17 protein-coding genes and 2 riboswitches are annotated in these 14,471 nt (G+C 36.7%); of the genes, 8 read left to right on the top strand and 9 right to left on the bottom strand.

Translation table 11 applies throughout. The features are described 5' to 3' along the window. Positions 1–104: 104 nt before the first annotated feature. Positions 105–863: an AAA family ATPase gene (locus tag M014_RS0101595; RefSeq protein WP_026590138.1), complete on the top strand. Its 759-nt coding sequence runs from the start codon at positions 105–107 to the stop codon at positions 861–863. Between the two features lie 64 nt (positions 864–927). On the opposite strand, the gene M014_RS0101590 is transcribed toward M014_RS0101595, so the two are convergent. From M014_RS0101590 to M014_RS0101580, 3 genes are all read right to left on the bottom strand, one after another. Continuing rightward, the gene (locus M014_RS0101590) at positions 928–2,103 is read right to left on the bottom strand and encodes an acetyl-CoA C-acetyltransferase (RefSeq protein WP_026590137.1); all 1,176 of its coding nucleotides are present in this window, start codon (positions 2,101–2,103) and stop codon (positions 928–930) included. 141 nt (positions 2,104–2,244) lie between these two features. Then, on the bottom strand, positions 2,245–2,694 hold the full coding sequence (locus tag M014_RS0101585; RefSeq protein ID WP_026590136.1) for an NUDIX hydrolase: 450 nt from the start codon (positions 2,692–2,694) through the stop codon (positions 2,245–2,247). Between the two features lie 119 nt (positions 2,695–2,813). Further along, positions 2,814–3,107, bottom strand: a complete 294-nt coding sequence (locus M014_RS0101580) for a DUF3928 family protein (protein ID WP_026590135.1) — start codon at positions 3,105–3,107, stop codon at positions 2,814–2,816. Between the two features lie 384 nt (positions 3,108–3,491). Here M014_RS0101580 and M014_RS0101570 point away from each other — a divergent pair, with 384 nt between their 5' ends. Next, positions 3,492–4,109, top strand: a complete 618-nt coding sequence (locus tag M014_RS0101570; protein ID WP_026590134.1) for an ImmA/IrrE family metallo-endopeptidase — start codon at positions 3,492–3,494, stop codon at positions 4,107–4,109. 126 nt (positions 4,110–4,235) lie between these two features. Here the strand turns inward: M014_RS0101570 and M014_RS0101565 are convergent, their stop codons facing one another. Beyond that, on the bottom strand, positions 4,236–4,997 hold the full coding sequence (locus tag M014_RS0101565; RefSeq protein WP_026590133.1) for a DUF1129 domain-containing protein: 762 nt from the start codon (positions 4,995–4,997) through the stop codon (positions 4,236–4,238). Positions 4,998–4,999: 2 nt separating this feature from the next. Continuing rightward, positions 5,000–5,329: a PadR family transcriptional regulator gene (locus tag M014_RS0101560; protein ID WP_026590132.1), complete on the bottom strand. Its 330-nt coding sequence runs from the start codon at positions 5,327–5,329 to the stop codon at positions 5,000–5,002. Between the two features lie 196 nt (positions 5,330–5,525). On the opposite strand from M014_RS0101560, the gene M014_RS0101555 reads away from it, so the two are divergent. Further along, positions 5,526–6,302, top strand: a complete 777-nt coding sequence (locus M014_RS0101555) for a 3-hydroxybutyrate dehydrogenase (RefSeq protein ID WP_026590131.1) — start codon at positions 5,526–5,528, stop codon at positions 6,300–6,302. 55 nt (positions 6,303–6,357) lie between these two features. Here M014_RS0101555 and M014_RS0101550 read toward each other — a convergent pair whose 3' ends face one another. From M014_RS0101550 to M014_RS0101535, 4 genes are all read right to left on the bottom strand, one after another. Beyond that, positions 6,358–6,519 (bottom strand): YvrJ family protein, encoded by a 162-nt coding sequence (locus M014_RS0101550; RefSeq protein WP_017151057.1) that lies wholly within the window; start codon positions 6,517–6,519, stop codon positions 6,358–6,360. A 69-nt stretch (positions 6,520–6,588) separates the two neighbouring features. Next, on the bottom strand, positions 6,589–7,650 hold the full coding sequence (mtnA, locus tag M014_RS0101545) for an S-methyl-5-thioribose-1-phosphate isomerase (RefSeq protein ID WP_026590130.1): 1,062 nt from the start codon (positions 7,648–7,650) through the stop codon (positions 6,589–6,591). After that, a complete protein-coding gene (mtnK, locus tag M014_RS0101540) occupies positions 7,647–8,831 on the bottom strand; it encodes an S-methyl-5-thioribose kinase (protein ID WP_026590129.1) in 1,185 nt (394 codons plus the stop codon). Before mtnK ends, mtnA begins: the two co-directional genes overlap by 4 nt. A 90-nt stretch (positions 8,832–8,921) precedes the next feature. Further along, positions 8,922–9,063, bottom strand: a riboswitch (SAM riboswitch). Between the two features lie 73 nt (positions 9,064–9,136). Continuing rightward, positions 9,137–10,000: a carbon-nitrogen family hydrolase gene (locus M014_RS0101535; protein WP_026590128.1), complete on the bottom strand. Its 864-nt coding sequence runs from the start codon at positions 9,998–10,000 to the stop codon at positions 9,137–9,139. A gap of 14 nt (positions 10,001–10,014) precedes the next feature. Here M014_RS0101535 and M014_RS0101530 point away from each other — a divergent pair, with 14 nt between their 5' ends. The 5 genes from M014_RS0101530 to M014_RS0101510 all read left to right on the top strand — a co-directional run bounded on the left by M014_RS0101530 (position 10,015) and on the right by M014_RS0101510 (position 14,453). Next, positions 10,015–11,205 (top strand): pyridoxal phosphate-dependent aminotransferase, encoded by a 1,191-nt coding sequence (locus M014_RS0101530; protein ID WP_026590127.1) that lies wholly within the window; start codon positions 10,015–10,017, stop codon positions 11,203–11,205. Positions 11,206–11,257: 52 nt separating this feature from the next. Beyond that, positions 11,258–11,363: riboswitch (SAM riboswitch) on the top strand. Between the two features lie 64 nt (positions 11,364–11,427). Beyond that, positions 11,428–12,672: a 2,3-diketo-5-methylthiopentyl-1-phosphate enolase gene (gene mtnW / locus M014_RS0101525; protein ID WP_026590126.1), complete on the top strand. Its 1,245-nt coding sequence runs from the start codon at positions 11,428–11,430 to the stop codon at positions 12,670–12,672. Next, positions 12,669–13,328: a 2-hydroxy-3-keto-5-methylthiopentenyl-1-phosphate phosphatase gene (locus tag M014_RS0101520; protein WP_026590125.1), complete on the top strand. Its 660-nt coding sequence runs from the start codon at positions 12,669–12,671 to the stop codon at positions 13,326–13,328. Before mtnW ends, M014_RS0101520 begins: the two co-directional genes overlap by 4 nt. Next, positions 13,325–13,963 carry a methylthioribulose 1-phosphate dehydratase gene (locus M014_RS0101515; RefSeq protein ID WP_026590124.1) on the top strand — a complete coding sequence of 213 codons (639 nt, stop codon included), beginning with the start codon at positions 13,325–13,327 and terminating at the stop codon, positions 13,961–13,963. Before M014_RS0101520 ends, M014_RS0101515 begins: the two co-directional genes overlap by 4 nt. Continuing rightward, entirely contained in the window at positions 13,941–14,453 is a 513-nt protein-coding gene (locus tag M014_RS0101510) for a cupin domain-containing protein (protein WP_026590123.1), read from the top strand. Before M014_RS0101515 ends, M014_RS0101510 begins: the two co-directional genes overlap by 23 nt. Positions 14,454–14,471: the final 18 nt, after the last annotated feature.

The raw sequence follows: 14,471 nt of genomic DNA, 5'->3' as shown, positions 1-14,471 counted from the left end.
AGGTTTCTCTACTTTACAATTTGTTATTTTATTTGCAAGTTGTCTGACTCTTGTATTTGCTTCTATATTAGAAACAAAATCTTCAACGAATTGAGGTATATAGTTTGAATGAACATACAACCTTTCTAAAGAGCATCTCCTTACAAAAAGAACATATTCCTACTTTTTCCGTGTATCCATATTGTTTGCCTGCCATCCGAACACTACAATCACTCGATTTCCACCCTAATGTCACATTTATTATTGGAGAGAACGGAACTGGGAAATCTACATTGTTAGAAGCCTTAGCCATCGCTTTAGGGTTTAATGCAGAAGGTGGAACAAAAAATTTTCGTTTTGCTACTCATGATTCGCACTCACCCTTACACAAATATATTCGAGTAGCAAAAAGCTTTGTTGCACCAAAAGATGGATTCTTTCTACGCGCGGAGTCGTTTTATAACGTTGCTTCTTACATTGATAAGATTGACACAAATGAGGATGCAGCTTTAGGGAATAAGATCATCGATTCATACGGAGGTATATCCCTACATGATCAATCTCATGGTGAATCATTCTTTTCTTTATTTATGAATCGCTTTTCAGGACAAAGCTTATACATTTTAGACGAGCCTGAAGCAGCTTTATCTCCAATGAGACAGCTTTCTATGCTAATTCGCATGCACGAGTTAGCAGAACAAGGAGCACAATTCATTATCGCTACCCACTCTCCTATTTTGATGGCCTATCCAGAGTCGAGTATATATTCGTTCTCACAAGAAGGAATCACTGAAACAACCCTAGAGGAAACTGAGCATTATCAAACGATGAAACTCTTTTTCGAGAATCGAGATCGCTTGTTTCATCATTTGTTCCAATCATAAAGCAAAAGATAATATTGCTCGTTGATATCCAAAAAAGAAGAAGCAGCAAGCTGCCTCTTCTTTTTTATAGTGCTTCTATAAATAACGCTACCCCAATGCCACCACCGACACAAAGGGATGCAATTCCTTTTTCTAAACCTCTTCTTTTTAATTCGTGAATTAAACTTACCGTAATACGTGCACCTGTACAACCAATTGGATGCCCAAGTCCAACACCACTTCCGTTGACATTTACTTTCTCACGGTTTAAGCCCAGTTCCTTCTCAACCGCTAAGTATTGTGCCGCAAAGGCTTCATTGATTTCTAATAAATCAGCATCTTCTAATAACCAATTTACTTTCTCTAAACCTTTACGAATTGCTGGTGCTGGACCAATCCCCATAATTTTCGGATCTACCCCAGCTACAGAATAACCAACGATTCTAGCTAATGGTTGTAAGCCTTTCTCCCTAGCCTTTTCTTCACTCATTAATACTAAAACCGCACTTCCATCATTAATACCTGATGCATTCCCTGCAGTTACTGATCCACCTTTACGAAATGCTGGCTTTAACCCCGCCAATTTTTCAGCTGTAATATCTGCACGTGGATGTTCATCTTTTGAAAATACTACTTCTTTTCTACGCTCTTTTATTATAATAGGAACAATTTGATCATCAAAATAACCTGATTCAATTGCCTGAAGAGCTAATTGATGACTACGCAACGCAACTTCATCTTGTTCCTCTCTTGTAATTTCATATTGCTCAACTAAATTTTCCGCTGTTTCCCCCATCATAATATGGTGGATTGGATCTTCTAAAACTTCCCACACCGTATCACGAATCTCTCCATGTTGAAGACGCTGTCCCCATCGGTGTTGTTTTAATGCATAAGGACTTGAGCTCATCGCTTCTACTCCACCCGCAATAACAACCTCACTTACACCTAACTGAATTTGCATTGCTGCTGACATAATCGCTTGCATACCTGAAGAACATTGACGCTGAATCGTATAACCTGTAACCGTTTCTGGAAATCCTGCTGCTAATGCAGCTGTTCGCGCTGTATTTGCTTCATCTGTTCTTTGAATACAATGTCCTAAAATGACTTCATCCACTTCATGAGGTTCTACTCCACCTCTTTTAACAGCTTCTTGAAGTACAGGAACAACTAATTCTACTGGTGTTACATTTTTTAGCGCTCCCCCAAAAGTTCCAATTGGCGAACGAACTGCAGCTGTAATGACCACATTATGCATCTTGCACTTGCCCCTCTCTTATGTACCCTAGTAAGTTTTTGGATGGAATAACATAAGATGTATATCTAAATTTATCATACTACAAACATACCAGAAAAATCAAAAAATTTAATATAATAAAAATAGAGAGAATCTTCCTCTCTATTCGGTCAATGCGTATAAAAATTTTTGCAAAATTTTCTCTGTTGTTTTATTTAAATTAGGTAATTTTTCAGCTGGAAAATACTTAAGATCCAGACTTTCTTCATCAAGCTCTATTTCACCACTTATATGATGCGCTTGGTATAGATGAATCACATTATAAATTTCATCCCCATTTGGATAGCGATAATATACATCTTTCCCAGAAAGAACACCAAGAAATTGCAACGTCTTCACTTCTAATCCTGTTTCTTCAAAGAACTCTCGCCGAGCCGTTTCTTCCGTTGTTTCACCTAACTCCATTGCACCACCTGGTACACCCCAATCATATGTATCCGAACGATATTGAAGCAATACTTCTTGTTTTTCATTTAAAACAATTACTGCCGATCCTACAAGAATTAACGGCCTTGTACCGACTGATTTTCTTAATTCTTCAATATACCCCATTGCAAACCTCTCCTTTCCTCATCCTTCCTTATCATAGCAAACTTTCTTATTTTTTTGTGTGATGAAAAAAATATTCCTACTAGCAAAAAAAGGGAGCATTCGCTCCCTTTTCATTACTTTTATTTTCGAAAACTTTCATATTTAACTGCTTCAAATGCCTTTTCAATCTCTTCATTTCTATAATGAACATATGTAAAACGTCCTAATTCTACTAATCGAGAGATTTCTTGTAATGCCTTTTGCTTTTCATATGTCTCTTTAATCATTACATGTACATAAAATTTCATAAGTGGATGTTCATATAAGGTTTCTCCAACCTCCACATATACATCCTCTACCCCTTGTACCACTCTTACATAACTCGCAAACTGATAAACGGCTTCTCGATCTGACACAATTTTTAATGTGTACATATATTCTCCCCCTTTTCTTTTACTATATCAGAATGAATAACATATAATTTAATTAAACTATGAATATTTTCCGACTTCTTCCACTTATTCTTATATCCATATTATTCATTCATTTGTATCTTCTCAGTTAAAAACACAGCTATCCACAAAAGAAAATTTTAATCACTCATTATCAATCGGACTTTTCCAAACGGTTCTCCCACCTTATTTCTTTAGGTAGAGTCTTACTTCCTGTTAACATAGGATAAAACACGTTGTATACAATATTTTTCCAGCAATTCCAACCCATCAAAATACACCTAATTTATAAGGATTATATCCATACACAATCGTTTCCTTTCACATAATATATTAATAAACTATTTTCCATTTGAGGTGTTTCTAATGGATCCGTACGTAAATATATGTATTTGCATTGCCCCTGGCTCCGATATTAAGGACCACCGTATCGCCAAAGACTTAGCAATCGCTGAATCAATATGGCACCCCATTTCATTTCAAATTAAAGATGTCATTATACTAAATGAAGCATTTAAATTTCATGATGGTGAAATTAGCTATATGGATTCTGTCCGAAACCAACCTAAAGTTTCTTCCTTTTTTAACACCTGTTCATCAGAAGTTCCCGATTGTGATATTTATATTTGTTATATCGGAAGTAATTACTTTAAAGAACAATCCGTCATTGCATGTGCCTATTCATTTGTTATAAACCAAATCCTTACAGGTTATATCATCCTTACTAACGCTGCTTCTCCTATGAAAAATATATATACACTTGCACATGAAATGGGGCATATTTTATTTACAAGGCGGATTAACGGAAAGCTTACCCATGCAGATCCGCATTCTCCAAACGGATCTGAACACCACCCTTCTTCAAGTAATCTCATGTATCCAATTGTTCCTCGTCCTGACAAAGTACACATTGAATCTTTATTAACAAGTGAACAGAAAAATCTCGCTTTGCAAAGCCCTTTATTACACACAAAAAAACAGTAACAATACTATTACTGTTTAAAATCATATATTGGCTGCACAGAAAACAGCTCTCACTCAAGACCACTGTATACTATTTCTTTGGAGATATTTCCGCATGTACCCAAAGCAGCCTTTTTCCTTATACCCCTAATTGACACTTTTTCGCTCTTCTATTTTCATAGACCACCTCAATAATCCATATAAACTAGCATACATAAGTAAAACTTCTATCACTCCCCAGTATGGATTTTGTTTTCCTAACTCTTTAAATGCAAACATAATTGATAATGGAACAATTAACACAAAGATTCCAATCCAGCCAAGTGCATATACTTCGCCAATAATAAGTAGTAAAAAGATAATTGCAGCTAGTATATAGCTTTGCATAGTAGACAATTGTAAGACAGGAGTTCCATACCATTTATTAACAAACATTAATAACACTAGTAATACAATTGGAATCATCACTATTGCATAAATAATCCCAAATTCTTTTAATTTGCTTTTGAAAGACGACATCCGAAATGCAATAATTGTCCCAATAATAGTAATCATTAAAACGATTGGATATCCAATTAATTGTACATTTGTTAATGCAAATTGATGATTTGGATTATTAAACAAAATATTAGTTAGTAACCAATATCCACCAACCCCAATCATCATCCCCAGAATGCCCCTTATACTCCCTCCTTTATCTGTCTCCATTTCTTTCGCCAATTCATCTGCATACTCTTTCGGCGAATCTCCAAAAATATCCCTTACCCTCTTCCCCCGTTTCTCTCCTTCAATTAAATGAAGCTCTGCATCTTCTAAAAATGCATTTATATCTTCTTCCTTCATTCCTTTTGTTAACAAATACACTTTCATATCTATTAAAAACTTTTCTCCTTCTTTAGAAACGTGCATTATCATCTTCTCCCCTTTCCTTTTAGTAAACGTTCTACACTGCTTTGCATCACTTCCCAGCGTTCCATAAATTCATCAAGTGCATCTTCACCTTTTTCTGTTAATGTGTAATATTTTCGCTTCGGACCAGTTGAAGATTCTTTCATTACGCTCGTAATTAGCCCTTCCTTTTGCATCCGTATTAATAATGGATAAATACTTCCTTCACTTGCCATAGTAAAACCATACTTAGCTAGTTTTTCACTCATTTCGTATCCGTATATCTCTCCTTCAGAAATAATTGCAAGGAGACAGCCTTCTAAAATCCCTTTCAGCATTTGACTTGTCGACATAATTCAAATCCTCCCTCTATCTTGTTTTACAAGATAGATAAGCATAAGTATCTTGCTTTACAAAATAGTATAGCAAAAGCTATTTTGCAAAACAAGATAGCCCGGTATATTTTTCCAAATCTTTGCAGGATTTTCATTACATTCCCTCTAAATAGAGCAATAAGGTAAATCTTATATATAAAGGAGTGCTCTCATCATGGTTACAAATCGTGTCGTCTTTTTAACAGGTGCTGCAAGTGGTATTGGTTATGAAATGGGAAATGCATTTGCAAAAGAAGGAGCAAAAGTGGTGATTAGTGATCGTCTTGAAGATCGTGCAAAAGAAGCTGCTGAACAGTTACGCAAGGAAGGATATGAGGCAATCGGTCTAAGATGCGATGTGACATCTGAGCAAGAAATATCCGAAGCGATTTCTGAAACTATTACTAAATTCGGCTCACTTGATGTATTAATAAATAATGCTGGTATGCAACATGTCTCACCAATTGAAGAATTTCCAACCGACAAGTTTGAACTTCTTATTAAAATTATGCAGATCGCACCGTTCATTGCCATAAAACATACTTTTCCAATTATGAAAAAACAAAAGTATGGGCGGATTATTAATGTTGCCTCTATTAACGGACTTGTCGGATTTGCCGGGAAAGCTGCCTATAATAGTGCGAAACACGGCGTAATTGGTTTAACAAAGGTTGCCGCGTTAGAGGGAGCTACCCATGGGATTACAGTAAATGCTCTCTGCCCAGGTTATGTGGACACACCACTGGTTCGAAACCAACTCCAAGATTTAGCAGCAACAAGAAATGTTCCACTAGAGCGTGTATTAGAAGACGTTATTTATCCACTCGTACCACAAAAACGATTGCTAGCTGTAGAAGAAATTGCTAGTTATGCTTTATTTTTAGCAAGTGAGAAAACAAAAGGAGTAACTGGTCAGGCTGTTGTTATAGATGGCGGCTATACATCACAGTAGCTCTTTTTTGATTGCAAAAAAGGCTTATGCTTCTTGAAAGCATAAGCCTTTTCCCTCACTTCGTTTCATGCGGAGCTTCATATCTTGTCATCTGTTGTGGTAATTTCTCAATTGCAACAATTACACCATCTAATTTACTTTCAATACGATGCAGTAAATATAACGTCACAACGATTGGAAATCCAACATTACCGATCATAGATATCCATTCCTCCATCTACTTCCCCTCCTTTCTTTTACATAAATAAGCAAAAGAAAGGAAATTTGGCAATAAAAAAACAAGCTACTATATATTAGCTTGTTTTTCAAATAATAAAGCAATCTCTACTGCATAATCCCCTTGTAGAATTCCCTTTTCAGTAATAATTCCCGTAATAAGATCATGAGGAGTTATATCAAATGCAGGATTATAAACATTGACGCCCTTTGGAGCAATTTGTTTTCCAAAAATCTTTGTAACTTCAGATTCGTCACGTTCTTCAATCACAATTTCAGCACCCGTTTTCTTCGTAATATCAAATGTAGAAAGTGGAGCAGCAACATAGAAAGGAATATGAAAATACTTTGCTAATATAGCTAAATTCAAGGTTCCTATTTTATTTGCTGTATCACCGTTCGCGACAATTCGATCTGCCCCTACAATTATAGCAGTAATATGTTTTCTTCGGATCACATGAGCTGCCATATTGTCTGTAATGAGTGTTACATCAACACCAGCTTGTTGCAATTCCCATGTAGTAAGACGCGCTCCTTGCAAGACAGGTCTTGTCTCACATGCATAAGCATGTAAGCTTATCCCACGCTCCTTTCCAATATAAAACGGAGCTAGTGCTGTTCCATAACGAGCCGTAGCAATACTTCCAGCGTTACAAATCGTTAAAATATGATCTCCATCTTTAAATCTAGTTAAAGCATGTTCCCCAATACTACGGCACACATTTTCATCTTCTTGCTGAATTTTAAGTGCTTCCTCTTCCAACATTTTTCTCGATTCTTTAATTGTTGTTGCTTCCTTAATAGAGCTACTCATACGATCAATTGCCCAAAATAAATTAACAGCTGTCGGACGTGCGGTTGCTAAATAATCACAATCGCGTTTGAAAATTTTTTTAAACTCAGTGATATTCATAGCATTATATTTTTTTGCTGCAAGCGCTAAACCAAAAGCAGCTGTAATACCAATTGCAGGTGCCCCGCGTACTTCTAACATAACGATACTTTTCCATACATCTTCAATACTATTCAATGTTTTATATTCTACAACATGTGGTAATCTCGTTTGATTTAATAAAGTAATAGAATCTCCCTTCCAACTTACAGAACGCGGAACAGCAACTGTTGTGCTCATACTCTTGCCTCCTCTCCAGAAACAATATATCGAAATATTGTTTGAAACACACGAACATCTGCATTTGTTGCTTCATGTAATAGTAATTCTCTTCCTAAGTATAACGCTTGTTTTTTTGCTTGAATTCTTCGACTTTTATTCTTAATCCCATCTAAATCTACTACATGTGCTAATCCAATTGTTCGACGAATGATTTCACAACCAGCAAATCCAACTGCGTCAGCAAAAATATTTTGTAGCACAATCGCAAGCCATTGTTTCTCCTTTGTATACGGTTCTATCCCTTCTAATAGCCATAGCTTCGTGAATACTTCTACAAAATTACTCCATGTTTTTTCAATATGATAGAATAAAATATCTCGTTTCTCGTCTTCCCTTGCTAGTGCATTCAACAATAAATTTGCAATAAATTGACCAAGGTCAAATCCAAGAGGTCCAAATGTTGCAAACTCCGGATCAATTACCTTCGTTTCAGAAGATGATGAAAAAATACTACCTGTATGTAAATCACCATGAATTAACGCTTCTTTTCTCGTTAAAAATTTATATTTATACTGTGCTACCTGTAATTTTAATTTCTTATCACACCAAAGTTCATCTAAGACAGGTTGCAATTCTTTCTCATAATCGTTTGTTTCATAGTTTCCAAACGGATCTGTAAACACAAGATCTTCTGTAATTTTACAAAGATCAGGATTTACAAACTTTCCGTCTAACACCCTTTTCTCTTCTGCTAGTAGGCCAAAATCTGACGTATAAAACAAAACATGTGCTAAGAAGCGCCCAATATGCTGAGATAAAAGCGGATATTCTTCCCCTTCAACCAATCCTTTACGAGTAATTGTAAAAGCCGATAAATCCTCCATTACTGTCACAGCTAATTCTTCATCATGACCATATACTTTTGGTACATATTCTGGTACGTATTTTGCAAAAACTTGCAATGCTTGACTTTCAATCGTGGCCCTTCTTACCGAAAGTGGCCAGCTTTCTCCAACGACTTTTGCATATGGAAGAGCCTGTTTTACGATAAGGCCGCTTTCTCCATCATGGACCCTGAATACATAATTCAAGTTCCCATCTCCTATTTCATGACAAGTTAGCTTTGCGTCTGTCCTAAAGTATCCATGCTCTTTTACATACTGAGCTGCTGTTTCTATTGTTAATGAACGATATCCCATTTTCTTATCCCCCTTTTTTAATGCAGAGGCTTTTCATCATAAGAAAAACCTCTTCCCATGAAGAAAGAGGTTTGAAGTTTATCTTCTCCCCTCTTATCTGTCAGAAAGCTATTCTTTCTGCTGGAATTAGCACCGTGCCTTTTTGGCGCATAAGCGCCCCATCTCGCAATGGTATTACGGTCGGTTGCTGGGTTTCATCGGGCCAAATCCCTCCACCTGCTCTTGATAAGAGTTGCATGATTTATTTGAATTTTTAACTTTCTGCTACAGACTATAACAAGAATAAAAATCATTTGTCAATATTTTTATTTATATAATTCTGGACGTCGATCGGCAAATACAGGAATTCCCTTACGCACTTCTTTAACTTTTTCTAAGTTTAGCTTCCCATGCAAAATTGATTCTTCTTCTCCTGCTTCTACTACAATTTCCCCCCATGGATCAACAATAAGAGAATGTCCAGCAAACACATTATGTGGATCCTCTCCTGCTCTATTACACGCAACCACATAACATTGATTTTCAACCGCTCTTGCTTGAAGGAGTAAACGCCAATGAGCTAAGCGAACAAGCGGCCATTCTGCTACAACGAATAACACATTTACCCCTCTTACAGTATAAACACGCATCCATTCTGGAAAACGAATATCATAACAAATCACACCACCACACTGTACACCATCCAATGTAAATTCTCCTGTTTCACTCCCCCCTATTAAATAGTTATGTTCATTCATCAACTGGAACAAATGGACCTTGCTATACTCATTTTGCAGTCTCCCCTCACGATTCACTATATACATCGTATTTGTAACACCGTGCTCTGTTTGCTTCGCAATGGAACCACCGACAATATTTACATCATATTTCTGTGCCCATTCTGAAAGAATCTGTTTTGTTTGGATCCCATCTCCATCTGCAATTTCCGGAAGTCTTTCTAAATCATAACCAGTCGTCCAAAGTTCAGGTAATACGATAATATCTGGTGTTCCTTGCATCGCTTCTTCTATTTTTTTCTTTGCATTTCCAATATTTATTTTCACATCACCAAAAGCAATATCCATTTGAATACATGCGATTTTCATTTTATCCACCTCATTTTCAATTTTCCCTTTACAAAAACTTGGAAAGGCTATATTATTTGTCACTAGAATTGTAACAACTTTCAAAAGAGGTGGAAAGTATGAAACATTTTCAACCTTCCAGGGTTGTAACATCCTTACCAACACAGTTTTTCGCTTCACTTGTTGCAAAAGTTAACAAAGTGGTGGAAGCAGGTCATGATGTTATCAATCTAGGACAAGGCAATCCAGATCAACCAACACCGCCGCATATCGTAACAGCTTTACAACATGCAGCAGAAAAAACAGTTCACCATAAGTATCCACCATTTCGCGGGCATGAAAGCTTAAAAAAAGCCTTTGCGGCGTTCTATGAACGTGAATACGGAGTCAAAGTAAACCCTAAAACAGAAGTAGCTATTTTATTTGGCGGAAAAGCAGGGCTTGTTGAATTACCGCTTTGTTTCACAAACCCGGATGATACAATTCTGGTACCCGATCCAGGATACCCTGACTATTTATCAGGTGTCGCTTTAGCAAAAGCAACCTTTGAAACAATGCCATTATTAGCAGAAAATAATTTTTTACCAGACTATGCAAAAATTGATGAATCTATTGCCAAACAATCAAAATTAATGTTTTTAAACTACCCTAATAACCCGACTGGTGCTACTGCATCAAGAGAGTTTTTTGAAGAAACAATTTCCTTTGCCAATAAACACGATATTTTAGTCGTGCATGATTTTGCTTATGGTGCAATTGGCTTTGACGGCAACAAACCAACGAGCTTCTTACAAGCAAACGGTGCAAAAGATGTTGGCATTGAGATTTATACATTGTCAAAAACATTTAATATGGCTGGTTGGCGAATCGCCTTTGCTATCGGTAACGAAAGTGTCATTGAAACAATCAATGTATTGCAAGACCATATGTACGTCAGCATTTTTGGTGCTGTACAAGAGGCAGCTTGTGAGGCGCTATTAAGTTCACAAACTTGTGTGAATGAACTTGTTGAACGCTATGAATCACGAAGAAATACACTTATTACAGCTTGTTGTTCGATTGGCTGGGATGTTCTCGCACCAAATGGATCATTTTTTGCATGGCTTCCCGTTCCTAATGGTTATACATCGGAACAATTTACTGACTTATTGTTAGAACAAGCGCACGTAGCAGTTGCACCTGGAGTTGGGTTCGGGAAACATGGCGAAGGCTACGTTCGTGTTGGATTATTACATACAGAAGAGCGACTACAGGAAGCTATTCAACGAATCGATAAATTGAAAATTTTCAAAAAACCGTTGACATCGTAAAAAAACTCTGTCAAAATTCAGATATCGTAAAAATTAAAACATTTCAAAATACTTCTTATCAAGAGCAGGTGGAGGGACGAGCCCGACGAAACCCGGCAACCGATCTACAATTGTAGGCACGGTGCTAATTCTCGCAGCGTTACGCTGACAGATAAGGAGCTGGTTGTAAAAAAACCTCTCCTTAGCTGAGAGGTTTTTTTATTTAACTAGGAGGTTATGAAAATGAGCGGAATAACAGCAACCTATTTAATCCATGATGATTCTCTTCATTTAAACCAAAAAGCAGAGCAAATCGCTCTCGGTTTGACAATTGGTTCATGGACTCATCTGCCACACTTATTACAAGAACAATTAAAACAACATAAAGGCAACGTCATTCATGTCGAAGAGTTGGAAGAGCAAGAGCGTGTAAATACGTATCTTGGAAAAAAAGTAATACGTGGACTCATTAAAATTCATTATCCATCAGTAAATTTCAGCCCGGATTTACCGGCTATTTTAACAACAGCATTTGGAAAATTATCGCTAGATGGCGAAGTTAAACTAATTGATTTAACAATTTCAGATGACTTAAAAGAACATTTCCCTGGTCCTAAATTTGGCATTGAGGGAATACGAAATCTCTTACATATTCACGATCGTCCACTTCTGATGAGTATTTTCAAGGGAATGATCGGTCGCAATATAGGATATTTAAAAACCCAACTGCGCGATCAAGCAATTGGTGGTGTAGATATTGTAAAAGATGATGAAATCTTATTTGAAAACTTATTAACACCGCTCACAAAACGAATTTCTGCTGGAAAAGAAGTATTACAGTCCGTATACGAAACATACGGTCATAAGACTTTATATGCAGTAAATTTAACGGGTCGTACCTATGATCTTAAAGAAAATGCAAAACGCGCTGCCTCAGCCGGTGCAGATATTCTTCTATTCAATGTATTCTCATATGGATTAGATGTACTGCAATCACTTGCTGAGGACGATGATATACCTATTCCAATTATGGCACATCCTGCTGTAAGCGGCGCATACGTTTCATCGGAATTATATGGATTTTCTTATCCATTACTACTCGGAAAGCTGCTTCGTTATACTGGTGCAGATTTCTCTTTATTTCCATCACCATACGGCAGTGTTGCATTAGAAAAAAAAGAAGCTCTTCTTATTACAAATGAACTAATTGAAAAAGATCCGTCTTTAAAACGAAGCTTCCCTGTTCCATCGGCCGGTATTCACCCTGGTTTTGTTCCATTTATCCTTAGTGATTTTGGCAAGGATGTTGTCATTAATGCAGGTGGTGGTATTCATGGTCATCCAGCTGGGGCACAAGGCGGTGGAAAAGCATTTCGAGCAGCGATTGATGCTACTTTGCAAGGAACACCATTGCATGAAGCAGGTAACACTGATTTACATGTTGCACTGCAATTATGGGGAAATCCATCTCACAAGGTGACACTATGAGTCTTCAAATTTTTTGTGACTTCGATGGTACGATTACGAACAATGATAATATCGTTGCTATTATGGAGAAATTCGCTCCACCAGAAGCTGAAACGATTAAACAAAAAATTCTATCACAAGAACTTTCTATTCAAGAAGGTGTTGGAGAGATGTTTTCCCTTTTACCTACAAGCTTACAAAATGACATCACTACTTTTATAAAAGAAACAGCGGTGATTCGAGCTGGATTCTCAGAGTTTGCACAGTTTGTCCAAATAAATCAGATTTCACTTCATATTATATCCGGAGGAATGGATTTTTTCGTCTACCCTCTCCTCAAAGGATTAATCAACCCAGATCATATTTATTGTAATACGACTGATTTTTCGGGGGAAACAATTCAGGTAAACTGGCCCCATCCGTGTGATGAAGATTGTAAAAACAAATGCGGTCTGTGTAAATCGACACTGATTCATCAATTAAGTTCAAACGGTGATTTTAATATTGTAATTGGAGATTCAATTACAGATTTACAAGCTGCGAAACTTGCTGATAAAGTATTCGCTCGTGATTTTCTCATTACAAAATGCCGAGAATATCAAATTTCCTATACGGCATTTGAAACGTTTTATGACATACAGGCAGAAATTAAGCAATTGTTGGAGGTGATAAAATGAAACAACTTTTTCGCCAATGGGAAGAATTGAGTAAACTAAAGAAAGAATTAACGGATCGTAACTGGTTTCCTGCTACAAGCGGAAACATTTCAATAAAAGTAAACAATGCTCCAACTACCTTTCTTATTACAGCAAGTGGAAGAGATAAAACGAAAACTACACCTGATGATTTTCTATTAGTTGATCATACTGGAAAGGCTGTTTTAGAAACCGATTTACGTCCTTCAGCAGAAACATTGCTGCATACTCATATTTACAATCATACAGAAGCTGGATGTGTCTTACATGTCCATACAATTGATAACAATGTAATTACAAACGTATACAACAAAGAAGTTTCATTTTCTAATCAAGAAATCATTAAAGCTCTTAATATATGGGAAGAAGGGGCCTCTATCAAAATTCCGATTATTGAAAATCATGCCCATATTCCAACGTTGGGAGAAGATTTCCGAAAACATATTCATGGTGACGCTGGAGCCATACTAATTCGCAACCATGGTATTACAGTTTGGGGAAAAGATAGCTTTGACGCAAAGAAAAGACTAGAAGCATATGAGTTTTTATTCCAATTTCATATAAAACTATTATCAATTCAAGGAGGCGTTTCCCATGGCGCAAATTCGTATTCATGAAATAAATACCCGTATTGAAAATGAAGTGGAAGTGCAGCAATTTTTACAAGGAGAAGGCGTTTTATATGAGAAATGGGATATTTCAAAACTTCCTGCTCATTTAGAAGAAAATTACTCCTTAACTGATGAAAACAAAAAAGAGGTTTTAACAGTATTCTCCAATGAAATTGCTGATGTTTCAGAACGTCGAGGCTATAAAGCACAAGATGTTATTTGCCTATCAAATGCAACGCCTAGCCTTGATGAGTTATTAATTAACTTTAAACAAGAGCATCATCATACTGACGATGAGGTACGCTTTATTGTCAGTGGGCATGGTATTTTTGCCATCCAGGGTAAAGATGATCGTTTCTTCGATGTTGAGCTTGAGCCTGGTGATTTAATCTCTGTACCTGAAAATACAAGACACTATTTTACTTTACAAGATGATCGCCAAGTTGTAGCCATTCGTATTTTTGTTACAACGGAAGGCTGGGTTCCTATTTACTAAGGTAGTTAGTTGAATAAA

This window comes from Bacillus sp. UNC437CL72CviS29, assembly GCF_000482345.1.
Taxonomy (GTDB): domain Bacteria; phylum Bacillota; class Bacilli; order Bacillales; family Bacillaceae_G; genus Bacillus_A; species Bacillus_A arachidis.
Note: the sequence above shows the minus strand (reverse complement) of the source record. Positions and strands in the feature narration are given on the sequence as shown.

Coding starts and splice junctions, on each gene's coding strand:
- M014_RS0101590 (WP_026590137.1), bottom strand. CDS start 2,103: ATGCATAATGTGGTCATTACAGCTGCAGTTCGTTCGCCAATTGGAACT.
- M014_RS0101585 (WP_026590136.1), bottom strand. CDS start 2,694: ATGGGGTATATTGAAGAATTAAGAAAATCAGTCGGTACAAGGCCGTTA.
- M014_RS0101580 (WP_026590135.1), bottom strand. CDS start 3,107: ATGTACACATTAAAAATTGTGTCAGATCGAGAAGCCGTTTATCAGTTT.
- M014_RS0101570 (WP_026590134.1), top strand. CDS start 3,492: ATGGATCCGTACGTAAATATATGTATTTGCATTGCCCCTGGCTCCGAT.
- M014_RS0101565 (WP_026590133.1), bottom strand. CDS start 4,997: ATGCACGTTTCTAAAGAAGGAGAAAAGTTTTTAATAGATATGAAAGTG.
- M014_RS0101560 (WP_026590132.1), bottom strand. CDS start 5,329: ATGTCGACAAGTCAAATGCTGAAAGGGATTTTAGAAGGCTGTCTCCTT.
- M014_RS0101555 (WP_026590131.1), top strand. CDS start 5,526: ATGGTTACAAATCGTGTCGTCTTTTTAACAGGTGCTGCAAGTGGTATT.
- M014_RS0101550 (WP_017151057.1), bottom strand. CDS start 6,519: ATGGAGGAATGGATATCTATGATCGGTAATGTTGGATTTCCAATCGTT.
- mtnA (WP_026590130.1), bottom strand. CDS start 7,650: ATGAGCACAACAGTTGCTGTTCCGCGTTCTGTAAGTTGGAAGGGAGAT.
- mtnK (WP_026590129.1), bottom strand. CDS start 8,831: ATGGGATATCGTTCATTAACAATAGAAACAGCAGCTCAGTATGTAAAA.
- M014_RS0101530 (WP_026590127.1), top strand. CDS start 10,015: ATGAAACATTTTCAACCTTCCAGGGTTGTAACATCCTTACCAACACAG.
- mtnW (WP_026590126.1), top strand. CDS start 11,428: ATGAGCGGAATAACAGCAACCTATTTAATCCATGATGATTCTCTTCAT.
- M014_RS0101520 (WP_026590125.1), top strand. CDS start 12,669: ATGAGTCTTCAAATTTTTTGTGACTTCGATGGTACGATTACGAACAAT.
- M014_RS0101515 (WP_026590124.1), top strand. CDS start 13,325: ATGAAACAACTTTTTCGCCAATGGGAAGAATTGAGTAAACTAAAGAAA.
- M014_RS0101510 (WP_026590123.1), top strand. CDS start 13,941: ATGGCGCAAATTCGTATTCATGAAATAAATACCCGTATTGAAAATGAA.